At 63.5% G+C, this 15,227-nt stretch carries 13 protein-coding genes; 5 read left to right on the plus strand and 8 right to left on the minus strand.

The genetic code is table 11. The features are described from left to right. Positions 1 to 9: 9 nt before the first annotated feature. Together J7I86_RS06245 and J7I86_RS06250 are read right to left on the minus strand one after the other, a co-directional pair. Positions 10 to 957: a metallophosphoesterase gene (locus J7I86_RS06245; RefSeq protein WP_214817568.1), complete on the minus strand. Its 948-nt coding sequence runs from the start codon at positions 955 to 957 to the stop codon at positions 10 to 12. 2 nt (positions 958 to 959) lie between these two features. Continuing rightward, positions 960 to 3,278 carry a transglycosylase domain-containing protein gene (locus tag J7I86_RS06250; RefSeq protein WP_214817583.1) on the minus strand — a complete coding sequence of 773 codons (2,319 nt, stop codon included), beginning with the start codon at positions 3,276 to 3,278 and terminating at the stop codon, positions 960 to 962. Between J7I86_RS06250 and J7I86_RS06255 the strand changes: the two genes are divergently transcribed. The 3 genes from J7I86_RS06255 to J7I86_RS06265 are packed head-to-tail and all read left to right on the plus strand — an operon-like array spanning position 3,277 to position 4,900. After that, positions 3,277 to 3,432 carry a DUF4177 domain-containing protein gene (locus J7I86_RS06255; RefSeq protein WP_011775990.1) on the plus strand — a complete coding sequence of 52 codons (156 nt, stop codon included), beginning with the start codon at positions 3,277 to 3,279 and terminating at the stop codon, positions 3,430 to 3,432. The two genes, J7I86_RS06250 and J7I86_RS06255, sit on opposite strands and share 2 nt — an antisense overlap. 2 nt (positions 3,433 to 3,434) lie before the next feature. Then, complete coding sequence (locus J7I86_RS06260) at positions 3,435 to 3,971, plus strand: RidA family protein (RefSeq protein WP_214817600.1); 537 nt, start codon at positions 3,435 to 3,437, stop codon at positions 3,969 to 3,971. Positions 3,972 to 3,988: 17 nt separating this feature from the next. Continuing rightward, complete coding sequence (locus tag J7I86_RS06265; RefSeq protein WP_214817604.1) at positions 3,989 to 4,900, plus strand: NUDIX hydrolase; 912 nt, start codon at positions 3,989 to 3,991, stop codon at positions 4,898 to 4,900. Between the two features lie 61 nt (positions 4,901 to 4,961). On the opposite strand, the gene aroQ is transcribed toward J7I86_RS06265, so the two are convergent. Together aroQ and J7I86_RS06275 are read right to left on the minus strand one after the other, a co-directional pair. Continuing rightward, the gene (gene aroQ / locus J7I86_RS06270; RefSeq protein ID WP_214817606.1) at positions 4,962 to 5,426 is read right to left on the minus strand and encodes a type II 3-dehydroquinate dehydratase; all 465 of its coding nucleotides are present in this window, start codon (positions 5,424 to 5,426) and stop codon (positions 4,962 to 4,964) included. A gap of 94 nt (positions 5,427 to 5,520) precedes the next feature. Further along, positions 5,521 to 6,705 carry a MarP family serine protease gene (locus tag J7I86_RS06275; protein WP_214817620.1) on the minus strand — a complete coding sequence of 395 codons (1,185 nt, stop codon included), beginning with the start codon at positions 6,703 to 6,705 and terminating at the stop codon, positions 5,521 to 5,523. A gap of 234 nt (positions 6,706 to 6,939) precedes the next feature. On the opposite strand from J7I86_RS06275, the gene J7I86_RS06280 reads away from it, so the two are divergent. Continuing rightward, positions 6,940 to 7,617, plus strand: a complete 678-nt coding sequence (locus tag J7I86_RS06280) for a Crp/Fnr family transcriptional regulator (protein WP_011775987.1) — start codon at positions 6,940 to 6,942, stop codon at positions 7,615 to 7,617. Positions 7,618 to 7,815: 198 nt separating this feature from the next. Here the strand turns inward: J7I86_RS06280 and J7I86_RS06285 are convergent, their stop codons facing one another. The 4 genes from J7I86_RS06285 to acs all read right to left on the minus strand — a co-directional run bounded on the left by J7I86_RS06285 (position 7,816) and on the right by acs (position 13,160). After that, positions 7,816 to 9,186, minus strand: a complete 1,371-nt coding sequence (locus J7I86_RS06285) for an FtsX-like permease family protein (RefSeq protein ID WP_286179434.1) — start codon at positions 9,184 to 9,186, stop codon at positions 7,816 to 7,818. Next, positions 9,179 to 9,970, minus strand: coding sequence for an ABC transporter ATP-binding protein (locus J7I86_RS06290; RefSeq protein ID WP_214817623.1), 792 nt, complete (start codon positions 9,968 to 9,970; stop codon positions 9,179 to 9,181). The genes J7I86_RS06285 and J7I86_RS06290 overlap by 8 nt, the downstream gene beginning before the upstream one ends. A gap of 151 nt (positions 9,971 to 10,121) precedes the next feature. Beyond that, entirely contained in the window at positions 10,122 to 10,910 is a 789-nt protein-coding gene (locus J7I86_RS06295; protein WP_141281483.1) for a DeoR/GlpR family DNA-binding transcription regulator, read from the minus strand. A 204-nt stretch (positions 10,911 to 11,114) separates the two neighbouring features. After that, positions 11,115 to 13,160 (minus strand): acetate--CoA ligase, encoded by a 2,046-nt coding sequence (acs, locus tag J7I86_RS06300; RefSeq protein ID WP_214819564.1) that lies wholly within the window; start codon positions 13,158 to 13,160, stop codon positions 11,115 to 11,117. Between the two features lie 471 nt (positions 13,161 to 13,631). On the opposite strand from acs, the gene J7I86_RS06305 reads away from it, so the two are divergent. Further along, entirely contained in the window at positions 13,632 to 15,218 is a 1,587-nt protein-coding gene (locus J7I86_RS06305; RefSeq protein WP_214817626.1) for a hypothetical protein, read from the plus strand. Positions 15,219 to 15,227 lie beyond the last annotated feature (9 nt).

Here is a 15,227-nt window from a genome sequence, read left to right on the forward strand (position 1 = left end):
GCTCGGACTCTAGCTGCGAGGCGTGAGCGTCAGCAGCACTGCTTCCGGGCGGCAGGCTATGCGGACCGGGGCGAAGCGCGAGGTGCCGATGCCGCCGGAGACGTTCACCGGCGTCGTGAAGCTATCACTTTCCCAATCGTGAAGGCCCTTGGCACGCCAATTGGGAAGGTCGCAGTTGGCGACCAGCGCACCGTAGCCGGGGATACAGATTTGGCCACCGTGGGTGTGACCGGCAAGGATCAGATCCGCTCCGGCCTCAGTGAAGTGGTCCAGCACGCGCTGGTACGGTGCGTGGATGACGGCCACCTTCAAGTGGGGGCGGGCGTCCTGGTTGACTGTTCCGCGGGGCCAGCCGGCATAACGTTCGCGGCCGAGGTGCGGATCATCAACTCCCGAAAAGTCGAACCGCAGCCCGTTCAGTACCACTGACTGGGCTCGGTTGGTGAGGTCGATCCAGCCACCCATGCCGAACGCCGAGCGGAGCTTGGGCCAGTCCAAGGCGGTGGGATCGGTCCGCATCCGGGAAGGACCGCGGAAGTAGCCTGCCGGATTCTTGATCCGCGGGGCATAGTAGTCGTTGGAACCCGGAACGAAAACGCCCGGAAACTCCAGCAGGGGGCGCAGGGCCTGGATCAGGGGATCGATGGCCTTCGCGTGGCTGAGGTTGTCACCCGTGTTGACCACGAGATCAGGCTTCAGATCCGCTAGCGACTGCAGCCACTGGGTCTTCTTCTCCTGGCCGGGGACGAAGTGGATGTCGCTCAGGTGCAGGACACGGAGCGGCTTGAAGCCCTCCGGAAGAATGGGCAGGGTCTCGTGACGGACCTCGAACTGGTCCTTCTCCCACCAACCGTAAGTGGCGGCTGCTGCCCCCGCTGCTGCGCCGACTGTAGCAGTGACGGCGAAACCGCGCCCGACAGTGCGGACGCGGTTTGCCAATGAATCGCTAAAGGACATGATCAGTTCTTATTGCCGTTGCCGTTGTTACCGTTCCCTGAGGAAGGTGCCGGGTTGGGCGCAGTGGACGGCGTGTTCGACGGAGTGTTGTTTCGCTGCGGGGCCGGAGCTGTACCGAGCAGGTTCGACGGCGGCTGCTGGAACGGATTCGTACCGTACGCAGGTGCCACCGCCAGCATGTAGTTGGTGAACTGAGGGCCGGCGATCATGTAACCATCAATGCTCGGGTAGAACTTGCCATTCACTGTCAGGTTGCGTCCATAGCGCGACTGATCAGCCAAGGGATCGCCGAACCAGGAGGCCGTTGCCAAACCGGAGGTGTAACCGACAACCCAGGTGGAGCCGTTGGAGTCGTTAGTACCGGTCTTGGCAGCCACCGGGAAATTCTTTGAATTCAGAGCCGGGCGGATCAAGGAACCCGAACCTTCGTCGAGCACCTTCCCCATGGCGTAAGCAACGCCGCGGGCCACTTCAGGTTTCACCGCATCTTTACAGCTGGAGGACTGAGCCGGAAGCTGGGCACCGGACTGGTCTTTCACCGATGTGATGGCAATGGGCTCGCAGTACTTGCCATCAGCCGCGAATGTTGCAAACGAGGCTGCCATGGTCAGCGGGGCCGTCTGCGTGGACCCAATCAGATTGGCCAAAGTTGTCATGGGCACTTTGGGATTCGGGTCGGTGATCTTGCCGGTGTCATCCCGGGCGGGGAGACCACCGTGGATGCCTGTGGCATCTACTATTCCCTGAATTCCGCAGAGATCCACCTGTGCGGCAGAAGCGAAAGTGGCGGTGTTGATCGAGTTCTTGAGGCCGTAGAGCACCGTCATGTTCCGGTAGTAACCCTCATCGGAGTTTTGAAGGTCGATGGTCCCATTGCTCGCGTCATACCAACCATTTGTCGGCGTGGGACAGGTGTTTCTCCAGGGGAAATTCTGTGGGTATCTGCGAACGGCCGCGTTGACGTTTTGGTTCATCGACTTACCCTCGTTCAGCCACTGGGCGAACGTGAAGGGCTTCATCGTAGAGCCAGGCTGGAATCCACCGATGCCGTTGAGGTCGTTTCCTTCAGAATCGAGGACGTCCACATTGAAGTTCTGCGTCTGATCGAACTTGCCTTCTTGAGGCAGCCAGACCGTGTTCTGGGCCATGCTCACAATCTGGCCGGTGCCCGGCTGCACGGAGACGATCGAGGCGCCCCATTTGTCCGGGTTGGCACCTGCCGTAGCGTCCACCTGCTGCTGCGCGACGTTCTGGGCCGTCGGATCGAGCGTGGTCTGGATGGTGAGGCCGCCGCGCTGGACCCGCTTGATGCGCTCTTCCTGGGTATCGCCGTAGGCAGGATCATTGAAGAGCAGGTGGAGCACGTAGTCACAGAAATACGGGGCCATGGTGGCGTAAGCGCAACCCTGGCGCGCCGGAGTGACCTGCGTGGTGACCGGGGTGGCAACAGCTTCGTCGTATTGGGCCTGGGTGATCTTGCCCTGGTTGACCATGGCGGCGAGCACCAGGTCGCGGCGCACTTTCGCGTTGTCCGGGTTCGCAATCGGATCGAAGGCCGACGGGCTGTTCACCAAGCCTGCCAGGAGGGCAGCCTGCGGAAGAGTCAGGTTCTTGGCAGAGGTGCTGAAGAAGAACTTCGAAGCGGCCTCAATGCCGTAGGCGTCGCGGTTGAAGAAGACGATGTTGAGGTAGCCCTCAAGGATCTGCTCCTTGGAGAACTTCTTCTCCAGGGCGATCGCAAGTTTCATTTCCCGGAGCTTGTCGCCAACTCCCTTGCCGCCACCGTTGAGCTTGACGTCTTCTTCCCTGTCAGCTGCGACGAGGGATTCGTTGATGACGTTGTTCACGTACTGCTGCGTGATGGTGGACGCACCCTGTTTGTTGCCGCGGGCGGTGCTCACCAGTGCTCGCATGATGCCGGTGGTGTCAATGCCGCCGTGCTCATAAAAACGGCTGTCCTCGATAGCGATGACAGCGTCCTTGATGAACGGGCTCATTTGATCCAGCGGAACCTTGGTCCGGTTCTCCGCGTAGATCGAGGCGATCGGCGTACCGTCCTTCGCCAGGATGGTGGTGTTCTGGCTGGGCGGATCCACCTGAAGTTCTGCCGGCAGAGTGTCAAAGAATTGAATTGAACCACTTGCGGCACTGCCCGAAACGGCGGCTGCGGGGACCAAAAGGCCCGCCACGAGGACGCCACAAATCGTGCTCACACCAAGGAAGCCTAGAATCTTTCCGAGGGTGGTGGCAGTGTCGAATAGTGGGTTCTTGCGAGTCACCATGTTTTCCACTTTACCGGCAAGGGCTAGGCTTTCTGTCATGACCAAATGGGAGTACGCCACGATTCCGCTCATTATCCACGCTACGAAGCAGATCCTGGACCAGTGGGGCGAGGACGGCTGGGAGCTCGTCCAGGTCGTCGGTGGACCCGATGGCAAAGGCCTTGTTGCATACCTGAAGAGGGAGAAGCAGTAATCATGACAACCCCCGCAGAAACCACGTCTGCCGCGGAATCCGGAGCCCCCGCGTCTGCTGTTGAGCAGCGTTTGGCAGAGCTCGGATTGACCCTCCCGGAGGTGGCCGCGCCGGTGGCTGATTACGTACCTGCCATCGTCTCTGGCAACTATGTCTACACCTCCGGACAGCTGCCGTTTATTAACGGCAAACTCGAAGCTACGGGCAAGGTCTCCCTCGGCGAGTTGGGCGCGTCCGACGAACCCACCGTTGGTCCGGAAGACGCCAAGCGCTACGCAGCCATCTGTGCCATCAACGCCCTCGCTGCGGTCAAGAGCGTTATCGGCGATCTTGACCGCGTTACCCGCATCGTCAAGGTGGTGGGCTTCGTATCCTCCGAGTCCACCTTCACCGGCCAGCCCGGCGTGATCAACGGTGCATCGGAGCTTCTCGGACAGGTCTTCGGCGACGCCGGCAAGCACGCACGCTCCGCTGTCGGCGTTTCTGTCCTGCCGCTCGACTCTCCCGTTGAAGTCGAGCTCATCGCTGAATTCAGCTAAGGAACCGGTTCACCCAATTGCCGCAGCTTGCCCGCCGTCTGTTTGTACTGCCCCCGGAACTCGAAGGGGCAGCACGAAACTGGCTTGAGCTTGGCGAACGGACCCCCAGGGCCGCCCGCTACGCTTCCTCCGTTGTGTTGTTGCGCGATTCGCCCACCGGCTTGGAAACCTGGCTTGGATACAGGCCAGGTTCCTCGCCGTTGGGCGTCGTCGCGTTCCCGGGCGGATCTCTGGACCCGTCCGACGACGACCCCGTAGGTTGGTTGGGCCCCTCACCTCAGCATTGGGCTGAGCAAATGGGAACGGACGACGTCGGGCTCGCCCGCCGTCACGTGGTGGGCGCCATCCGTGAACTCTTCGAAGAAACGGGAGTCCTGCTCGCAGGCCCCGACCCTTCCTCCACCGTTGAATCGAACTCCACCATTGACTGGATGCGCGCCCGCGAAGCCGTGGCCGCCCAGGAGAAGTCCTTCACGGAGATGCTTTCCAAGCGCGGACTGTCCCTCCGCACGGACCTCCTGAAACCCTTGGTGAACTGGCTCAGCCCGGACTTTGCCCATGCGCGTTTCAACACGCGGTACTTCGCAGCCACCGTCCCTGTGAACCAGCAGCCCAGCATCCTGGGCAGCAAGGGTGTGTGGGGCCGCTGGGTGTGTGCCGCCCAAGCCATCACCATGCGGGACACCCCAGCACTCGGTGACGAAGTGGGCCAGGAAAACACCGTGGGCCTCAAGCTCGGCCAGCTCCTGGTGCCGGGCTCGGAAATCATGCTCGAAAAGATGGCCAACGCCAACGGCTGCATCGCGTACCTGAGCTACAAGCGCAAAGCTCACGTGTACCAAGCGAAACTGGTGGACGAGGGCGGAATCCTCATGCTCGAGGTCGAAGCCGCCCGTACCGTAGCCGGAGAGCCCCAGCGCGAACGCTAGGTCCGGTCCCTCTCTCACATCCCTCGGGTTTGAGCCGGACGCTCGCTCACCCGTGGAAACGTCAGACCGAGTCCGCCAAGTAATCGATGGCCAGTTTGTATCCGAGCACACCCGCGCCCACGATGATCGCGTTGCACACGCCCGACAGGTATGAGTGGTGGCGGAACTCTTCCCGCTGGTGCACGTTGGTGATGTGAACCTCGACGGCGGGCAGCTGCACAGCCGCCAGGGCGTCACGAAGTGCCACGGACGTATGCGTATAAGCGCCGGCGTTGATCACAATTCCGACGGCGGTGCCTCGTGCTGCGTGGATGGCATCCAGGAGGTCGCCCTCATGGTTGGACTGAACGCAGTCAACGGTGAAACCGTGGGCGACCGCTGCGCTCATGGCCAGCTGCTCCACATCAGCCAGGGTGGACGTGCCGTACTTCTCAGGTTCGCGGGTGCCCAAAAGGTTCAGGTTGGGGCCGTTGATCACAAGGATGGTGCCGCGGCCGGTTTCGGTGGCGGAAGTGGCTTCAGTCATGGCTCCCAATCTATAGCGGTGTCTGAGCGTGCGGGAATTGTGCTCGCTCCGTGAGCAGGGGGCGCCGGAAAACACCCACGATGCGGAAGACGCCTTACTTACGGGTGCACTGACCGGCCGAAACGGGGCTGCTGAGGCCGGGAGCCTGCGCAGCCACCGGTTCCAGGTCCTCCATGGTGAGGGCGAAGCCCAGGGCAGCATCAGTCGTGGTTTTGGCAAAGATCAGCCCGGCCACCTGTCCCTGCATGGTCAGCAACGGGCCCCCGGAGTTGCCCGGCTGGACATCGCCCGCCAGCCTGTAGACCTGCTCTGGCGAAGGATTGTTGCCGTAAATATCCGGAACCAGAATGGTCGAAATACCTTGAACAGAGGCTGGCTTGGACTGGAACGGACCGCCGTGCGGGTACCCGGCGAACGCGGCCGGGCTACCGGCCGGAAGGTCGGCGCTGAGGGGAAGCGGACTGGACTGCAGCCCATCCACGGCTAGGACGGCGATGTCCCGCTGGGAGTCGAAGTAGACCACCCGACCCGGCAACGCGCCGCCGTCGGGAACTTCCACCACCGGTTGCGACACGCCTGCCACAACGTGCGCATTGGTGACGACGCGCCCGGGCGAGACAACAAATCCTGAGCCGGTTTGGTTCTGCCCGCATTCGAACGCGGTGCCGGCGATCTTTAGGACGGACTCGGCGGCCTGATTCAGGGCAGGAGTGTCGGTTGACTCGTTGGGAACAGGCACCGGTGTGACTGGTCCGATGCCCTCAATGAGTTTGGGGATGCCGTCGCCGATCACCGTGGACCGCAGCTGGGCCATGGTGCTCTTGACGGGCGTGGGAGTCAGGTTGTCGATGTAGCGAATGACGCGCGACTCCGCGAGCTGCTGAGACACGAACGGCACGCCCAGGGAACTGATGCTGAACGCCAGCATGGACATCACCAGCGCCGCCACCACCACGCTCACCACGCCGCCGATCAAACGATCCACGGCGTGCAACGGCTTGATTCGCACAGCGTGGCGGACTTTTCGCCCGATCATGGTTCCAAGGCCGTGCCCCAAGGCGATAAGAACGACGGCGGCACCCACCGTGGCGGTGAGCCTCCAACCGCTGTCGGTCACCCAGCCGCTGACGAGCGGGACTGCCATGAACGCCGCAATGGCGCCGACGATGAATCCCGCGATTCCACCAAGTGTGACCATGAAGCCATTGCGGAGGCCATAGATCAGGTAGGACAGGAGCATCAAAATCAATGCCAAATCCAATATCGTCAAGCCAAACACCAATGCTCCTCATAGCCGGGTAGCGCCAATTCTAGATGTCCACCCTGACAGCAAACCGTTAGTCCGGTCACGGAAAGGAGCCGTTAATACCGCTGTGAAAGGCTTCAGAGTGGGCAGGATGCCCCGAAAACCGCGCCATTTCAGCGTTTCACGTGCCAAGTACGTCACAGAAGCTTAAAAATTCTGAAACAATGGCCTGAGCGCCACGACCGAAACTTATATTCAGGAGATTTCATGGACATCGAGGTATTGCGCCGCGCACCCCTCTTCGCCACCCTTGACGACGACGCATTCCGCTTGCTGACGGACGAACTCACCGAGGTGGACCTTTCACGCGGGGCTTCGGTGTTCCGCGAAGGCGACCAGGGTGACCAGCTCTACTTCATCGTTTCCGGCAAGGTAAAGCTTGGCCGCACGTCCCCCGACGGCCGCGAGTCGCTTCTGGCCATCCTCGGCCCGGGTGAGCTCTTCGGCGAAATGGCGTTGTTTGACCCCAGCCCGCGTACCGCCACGGCCACCGCCGTTTCGGAAACCCGTCTGGCCGGCCTCAAGAACGAGAGCCTCAACGCCCTGCTCCGCACGCGTCCTGAGGTTTCCGCGCAGCTGCTGCAGGCTCTGGCCCGCCGTCTTCGCCGGACCAACGACTCCCTCTCCGACCTCGTCTTCTCCGACGTCCCTGGCCGTGTAGCCAAGGCCCTCCTGGATCTCGCTGACCGCTTCGGCCGCCCCGCCACCGACGGCGTCCTGGTAGCCCACGAGCTCACGCAGGAAGAACTGGCCCAGCTGGTGGGCGCTTCCCGCGAGACCGTCAACAAGGCACTGGCCGAGTTCGTCCAGCGTGGATGGCTCCGCCTGGAAGCCCGCGCCGTGGTGATTCTGGACATGCAGCGCCTTCGCCAGCGCTCACGCTAAACAGCTTCGAAAAAGCCGCCCCGGTGTTCGCCGGGGCGGCTTCTTTCATTGAAGCCCGAGGGATGTGAGAGAGGGACGGCCGGAAGCCCGAGGGATGTGAGAGAGGGACGGCCGGAAGCCCGAGGGATGTGAGAGAGGGACGGCCGGAAGCCCGAGGGATGTGAGTGGGCGTCGGATTCAGACGGGGCGACTGGCAGGTTACGAATCCATGTTCGCGTAGCGCTCGGGGCGGGCCAGCACCTGGCTGATCTGCGCCGTTCCCGCGGCAACAGCCAGCCGGACCAGCAGGAAGCCAGCGGCGAACACCCCGCCGATGGTCAGGAACACCACGGGCTGGGTTAGCAGCACGGCACCCGTGAGCGGCAGGACCAAGGCGGCAGCCGCGGCAGCTGAAATGCCCGCCACCAGGAACAGGGGCGACATCACGGCTTTGACCCTCGCTGCCACCATGAGTTTTTGCGGCATTCCTACGCGGTCCAGTGCCACCAGGGTGGAAGCCCTGTCCAGCACGGCAGCAGCCTGGTTCACGCCTGCGGAACAGGCAACCATGAGGAACGAGCCCAGCAGAGTGATCATCACCCCGGTGTTGATGTCCCTGACCAGCAGCGTAGCTTCGGCATCGCCGCTGGTGCCCATGGTGTCGGCCACCGCCATGCCGACACCCACGAACACCCCAACAAAACTGGTCATCGCGACGCCCCCAACTTGCCGCCACGATTCTTTGGGGCTCTCCAGCACGGTCCGCGCGGCCAGCAGTTGCTCAGGCTTCTTGGCGTGCTTGAGTTGCGAGGACGCCCGCAGCCGCAGGATCCACGGTCCCATGAGGTTCAACGCCAGCAGTGCAAGCCCGAAGCAACCGCCCATCACCGCGATGATCACAATGAACGCGCCGAAGCTGCTGAGCATCCCCATCGCCACCACTCCAACAACCACCACCACAGCTGCGACGAGTCCGCGAACCCAGTGCGCGCCGTCGGCCGTTTGCCGGGTCCGGACGCCCAGCGGCGTCACCACAACTTTCCGAAGCCCCAGCGCGGCACTGGCTGCGGCAAGGACACAGACGGCCAGGACACAGCCGAGAATGGAAGGCACCGACAGCCACGCATGGCTTCCAATTGCTTGTCCCCGGAACTGGATCAACCCCAGGAACGGCGCCACGCAGGCGTAGAGCCCCGCGCCGGCCACTGCTCCCACGGCCGCGAGGACGGTTGACTCTATGACGGTCATCCAGACCACCGTGGCGCTGTTGGCGCCCAGCAACCGCAAGGAAGCCAAACGGTCATCACGACGGCGGGCGGCGAGTCGGGCGGCCGAGGCGCCGAGCGTCAACAAAGGGATGATCAGCAGCACCATGGCGACCACGGCCAAGGCCTGGTAGGTGCCAGCGATGTCGTCGGACCAGGACCAGAAAACCTGTGAACCACCGGCAACGGTGAGCAGCAGGGCCGTGACCGTCCCGAAGGCGAGGATGGGGAGCCCGGCGTCGCGAAGACCGGCTTCCCGGAAGCTGCTCCCGTTGCTTCGGGCCAGATACGGTGTGAGGCGCAGGGCCATGGAGAGGCTAGACATTGTAGGCACCCTTGAAGTTGGAAGCTGCCTGCGTGCCCGGGGCTGCCTGGCTGGACGGTGCCTGGCCGGCTTGCGCTGGAAGGTTGGAAGCCGACATGGAGTTTCCGGTGTCTGCCACGATCCGGCCATCGCGCAACTCCACAACGCGTTCGCAGCGGGCAGCGACGTTGGGATCGTGAGTGACCACCAGAAGCGTCCGCCCGTTCGCGGCCACTGAGTGGAGTAGTACGTCCAGGACTTCGTTGGAGGTGGCCGAATCCAAGGCTCCGGTGGGCTCGTCGGCGAACACCACCCGGGCGCCGGTAACCTGGGCGCGGGCAATGGCAACGCGCTGCACCTGTCCGCCCGAGAGTTCGCCCAAGCGGCGTTGTTCCATTCCTGCCAAACCTAAGGCCGCCAACCATTCGGCGGCCCTGTTCTCTGAAATGGTGCGGTCCGTGCCATTTAGCATGAGGGCCAGCGCCACGTTTTCCAAGGCAGTGAGCTCTGGAAGCAACATGCCCTGCTGGAAGACAAAACCGAACTCCTCGCGCCGCAACCGGGACAATGCAGCATCTCCCAAGGTGTCCAGCCGCAAAGGCGAAGACGGAGTGTTCAAGGTGATGGCACCGGCGTCGGGCCTCAAAATTCCGGCGAGGCAGTGCAAAAGGGTGGTCTTACCGGAGCCTGATGGGCCGATGATCGCAATGGACTGGCCGGCATTCGCTGTGAAGTCGACATGGTCCAAGGCGATGCTGCCGGGGTAGTGCTTGGTGAGCTGCTGGGCGTGGAGGATGGCGTTCATATATCCAGCATCCCCAAACGTCCCCTGCCGCGGCATCAGTCCCGCGGCTGAACTCTGCGGGCCGGACTCCACCCGGGGTATGAGACCCAACTAAGTAGCAGCACAGCGCGTTTAGAACCCTCAACACGCGCTCAACTGCGACTTACTTGGGTCAGGCTTCGGCAATCCGCAGCTTGGCCACGTTCTCGGCCAGCACGCGCCGGGCGTCCTCACCAAGAAGCGAGTCCGTGATGAGCTCGTCAGCTTCCTCCAGCCGGGCGATCGAGGCGATGCCCACCACGCCCCACTTGCTGTGATCGGCCAGGATCACTGTGCTCCGGGCGGACGTCATGAAAGCGCGGTTGGTTTCGGCTTCCAGCAGGTTGGGGGTGGTGAACCCGGCGTGGGCATCCATGCCATGGACCCCCAGGAACAGGACGTCCAAGTGGAGTTGCTTCAGCGAGGACGTAGCTATGGGGCCCACCAAAGCGTCCGACGGTGTCCGCTCACCGCCGATCAGGATCACCGTGGACCCGAACCGTGCTGGTCCGGAGGAGGAGCCGTGGTGGAAGAGATCTGCGATCCGTACCGAGTTGGTGACCACGGTGATGCGTGGCCCGTTGACGAGTTCCTTGGCCAAAGCCCAGGTGGTGGTGCCGGCGCCGAGGCCAATGGCCATGCCTTCCTGGACCAAGGCTGCGGCTTCCACAGCGATGGCGTGCTTCTCCGCGGGCAGTTGCGTGGATTTGAGTTCGAAGCCGGGCTCGTGGGTGCTTGCATCGCCGGGAAGTTTGGCACCGCCGTGAATGCGCTCAACACGGCCGGCTTCCTCGAGCGCTTCGATGTCGCGGCGAACGGTCATGGGGGAGACCCCCAGCAGTTGAGCGAGGTCCGAGACCCGCACCACGCGTTCGCGCTGGACGGCGTCGATGATGGCGGAGTGGCGTGCTGCCTGAAGCATCAGGGCCTTTCTGGGAACCTCGTCAAACATGGGGCTGAGTCTGGCTCCAGTCTAGGGCGCAGGGCACCGGCAGCACGGCAGGCCAAGCACGGCAGGCCAAGCGCGGCGGCGGCACCGCTGCGTCACGCAAGTGCTTAACGCACAGCTCCTAACGCACGACGGCGCCGCTCGCCTCGGGAGGTGAGCGGCGCCGTCGTGAAGTATTTACTTACGGAGGGAGTCCGCGATCTGTTGCATGATGCCGGGGTCAGCCAGTGTGGTGGCGTCGCCGGTGTCGCGGCCTTCTGCGATGTCCTTGAGGAGGCGGCGCACGATCTTGCCCGAGCGTGTCTTGGGCAGTTCCGGAACGATCAGCAGCTGCTTGGGCTTGGCGATCGGACCGATTTCCTTGCCCACGTGGTTCCGCAGTTCCAGTACGGTTTCGTCGCCCTTGTTCACGGCGTCACCGCGGAGGATAACGAACGCGACCACGGACTGTCCGGTGGTGTCGTCTGCGGCACCAACCACGGCCGCTTCAGCGACGGACGGGTGGCTGACGAGGGCGGATTCAATTTCCGTGGTGGAGAGGCGGTGGCCGGAAACGTTCATGACGTCGTCCACGCGGCCCAGGAGCCAGACGTCGCCGTCTTCGTCCTTCTTGGCGCCGTCGCCGGCGAAGTACATGGCCTCGAAGCGCGACCAGTAGGTGTCCTTGAACCGCTCCGGATCGCCCCAGATACCGCGCAACATGGAGGGCCACGGTTCGCGGACCACCAGGTAACCGCCTTCGCCGTTGGCCACGGACTGGCCGGCTTCGTCCACGACGTCCACGGCGATGCCGGGGAGCGGAACCTGTGCCGAGCCTGGCTTGGTGGCGGTCACGCCCGGCAACGGGGCGATCATCTGTGCACCGGTTTCGGTCTGCCACCAGGTGTCCACGATCGGTGCCGGGTGTTCCTTCTTCTCGCCATTCTTTCCCGCGTTGGCGCCGATGACGTCGCGGTACCACATCCAGGCTTCCGGGTTGATGGATTCGCCCACCGAGCCCAGGACGCGGATGGAGGAGAGATCGTACTTGTCCGGGATGTCCCGGCCCCACTTCATGAACGTCCGGATGGCAGTGGGGGCGGTGTACAGGATGGAGACCTTGTACTTCTCCACGATTTCCCACCAGCGGCCCTGGTGCGGGGAGTCCGGGGTGCCTTCATACATGACCTGGGTGGCGCCGTTGATGAGCGGAGCATAGGTGACGTAGGAGTGGCCGGTGACCCATCCGACGTCGGCGGTGCACCAGTACACGTCCGTTTCCGGGTGGAGGTCGAACACGGCCTTGTGCGTGTACGCGCCCTGGGTGAGGTAGCCGCCGGTGGTGTGCAGGATGCCCTTGGGCTTGCCGGTGGTGCCTGAGGTGTAGAGGATGAACAGCGGGTGTTCGGAGTCATGCCCGACGGCGGTGTGCTCGGTTGAGGCTTCATCGACGGTGTCGGACCACCAAAGGTCGCGGCCCTCCACCCAGTTGACGTCCTCGCCATTGCGCTTGACCACCACAACGTTCTGAACGGTATGCCCCTCTTTGGACAAGGCTTCGTCCACTGCCGGCTTGAGGGCGCTGGGCTTGCCTCGACGGTAGGTGCCGTCGGCGGTGACCACCAACTTGGCTTCGGCATCCTCGATCCGGGAACGCAGTGCATCAGCGGAGAACCCGCCGAAGACCACTGAGTGCACGGCGCCGATCCGGGCGCAGGCAAGCAGCGTGATCACGGCTTCGGGAATCATGGGCAGGTACACGGCCACTCGGTCACCCTTGGCAACTCCGAGGGACTCGAAGGCGTTGGCGGCCTTCTTCACCTCTTCGGTCAGCTCCGCATACGTGTAGGTGCGGGTGTCTCCCGGTTCGCCTTCGAAATAGATGGCAACGCGGTCGCCCAGGCCGTTTTCTACGTGGCGGTCCAACGCGTTGAACGCGGCGTTGACTTCACCGCCGACGAACCACTTGGCGAACGGCGGGTTGGACCAGTCCAAGGCCTCGGTGAAGTCCTTGTCCCACGTCAACAGCTCGCGGGCCTGCTTGGCCCAAAACGCGGGACGATCCGCCTCAGCCTCTTTATAGGCATCCGCGCTGGTCACGGCGTTCGCGGCGAACTCTGCCGAGGGCGCGAACTTACGGTTCTCATGGAGGAGGTTTTCAAGCGCCTCGACGTGTGCGGCGGGACCGTTCTGAGCAGTTGACGCTGCAGCGGTAGTCGTGGATCCGGTGGTGTCCTGGGACATGGTGAACCTCATCATTCATCGATCTTTGCTGCGCGGACCCTGACGTGAGATCCCCGCCCGGGCCGTCGTCGGCGTCGAGCGCGTCCCTCAAGGGTTCGCAGAGTGCTGTCCGCCATCAACACTATCGCTTAGCGAGGTGCTACGTGTGCGTGGTCACAAACGCGGCCGTGAGCGGCGCGGATTTAGCGACGAATGGCGGCTTTGGCCGTGGGGAACCGTTTACATGACGCACGACGGCGGACGTGGGGTTCCGCTGCTGGCGCAGCAATTGCAGGCCGCATTCTGTAAGGAACCTTGGAGTTTGCTGTGGGCGAAGCTGTATGGCCGTTTTCAGCTAGAACCCTGTCAGGGGGGTGGCATAGGCTGAAGAAGTCTTGGGACGCACTTCTGGCGTGTCCGGTTCTGCGCGGAATCCCCGCGGAGGTCGCCGGGCCGGACTGTCCAAGGCGCCGCCGTACGAAGGAGAAATAGATGAACCAGCTGAGCCCAGGCCCGCACGACTCACACCCGATCGGACCGGACACCGCGGCTGGAACGGCCACCGCCGCAGGTGGCAACGCTGCCGGGAACCCTGCGACGGGTACGTCCGGAGCTCCTCTCAAGAAGGACTCTGCAGTTAAGAACGACGCAGCTCAGAATAACGCTGGCAAGTATGACGCCGTTGCCGGGCCCTTCACCATCCGGGACCTAACTGTCTTCGGCTCCACGCTCTTGATGTTCGTCGCTTCGCTGCTGCCCATGTTCGGGGAGCGCTATAACCTCTGGAACCTGGGTAACTTGTTCTTCCTGCTGCTGGGCATCATCCTTCCGCTGGTTGTGGTTGCTCTCTTCGTAGCCCGCAGGTTGCAGCCGGGAACAATCGTCCGCGTCGGCTCGCTGTCCGTTGACCAGTTCGCGTCCGTGGTTGCCTCGTTTGCGCTCCCCCTGTTCTTCCTAACTCTTGCCAACTCGTTCAACGGCGGCGTACTGCTGGGTCTGGTTGGTTCTGTAGGCCTGTTGGCCGCGACGGTCCTGGCCCCGCATCTTCCGTGGCTTTCCGCCGATTTCAAGGGCCGCGCTGAAACGCCGGCACACGTTGTTGCCCGCGAGGCAGCTGTGCCCAGCCGCAAGCCGGCTGCTCCCAAAGCGCCGAAGGCCCCCAAGACGCCGAAGCCTTCCGAAGCCACCGGGCCGACCTCCGGATACCGGGGATCAACCCCCGGGCTCCAAGGATCGGCGCCCGGCTACCAGGCTCCCGCTTCGCACATTCCGGCTTCGCATGTTCCCGGTACAGCGGCTGCAGCAGCTTCCACTGGTATCGCAGGTGCGGGCGTTGCTGGTGCCGCCGCGGGCGCCAGCCCCTTCGCTCCGCCGGCCAGCTACGGAACCACGCCTTCGCCGGCAACCGAAGCCTCCGCCGTCGTGCATACAGCTGACGCCAAACCCGGGGATGGTAGCGGCCACGCAAGTAGTGGACCCGCGACCGGTGGAACTGCTGCTACTGGCCCCGTAACTGGCGGCCGCGCCGTCGCTGAACCCGCCGGGGCTGCAACGTTCGGCTCAGCGGATGCGCCTACGCCGTCCGGAGCCGGCGCTTCTCCCGTTACGTCATCGCCTGAGAAGGCAGAGCCTGCTGGAGCATCGGGCCCTAAGGATGCGCAGGGTTCGGCCGCAGGCGCACCCGCCGAGCCCTCCACCACGCAGCAGGCGGCTCAGCCTGCTACAACCGAGCACGCCGCTCAGCAGGCGTCCCAACCAGCGGCCCAACAGCCGTGGGCTGCCACCATGGCCACGCCCATCGTCTCCGGTGACACTCGCAGGGTAAGCGACTCGATTGGCGCTACCGTGGACCCGGCCAGCCGTCCCGAAGAATCCGATTCGCCTCAGTATGAGGCTTTCTGGTTCGCCGTCGGCCAGCCGCGGACCGCGTACGACGAACATACGGGCACCCCGGCCTTCACCATCGAGCCCGGTGGATGGGTTCTGGCGCTGGAGGACCGAGGCCATGAGTTCCTGGTCCAGGACACCGACGGCAAGGTTGGGGTTCTCCGGGAGCTCAGCAACATCGAACGCGGCTAAGCAGGGATA

This window comes from Arthrobacter sp. ISL-95, assembly GCF_018613695.1.
Classification (GTDB): Bacteria; Actinomycetota; Actinomycetes; order Actinomycetales; family Micrococcaceae; genus Arthrobacter.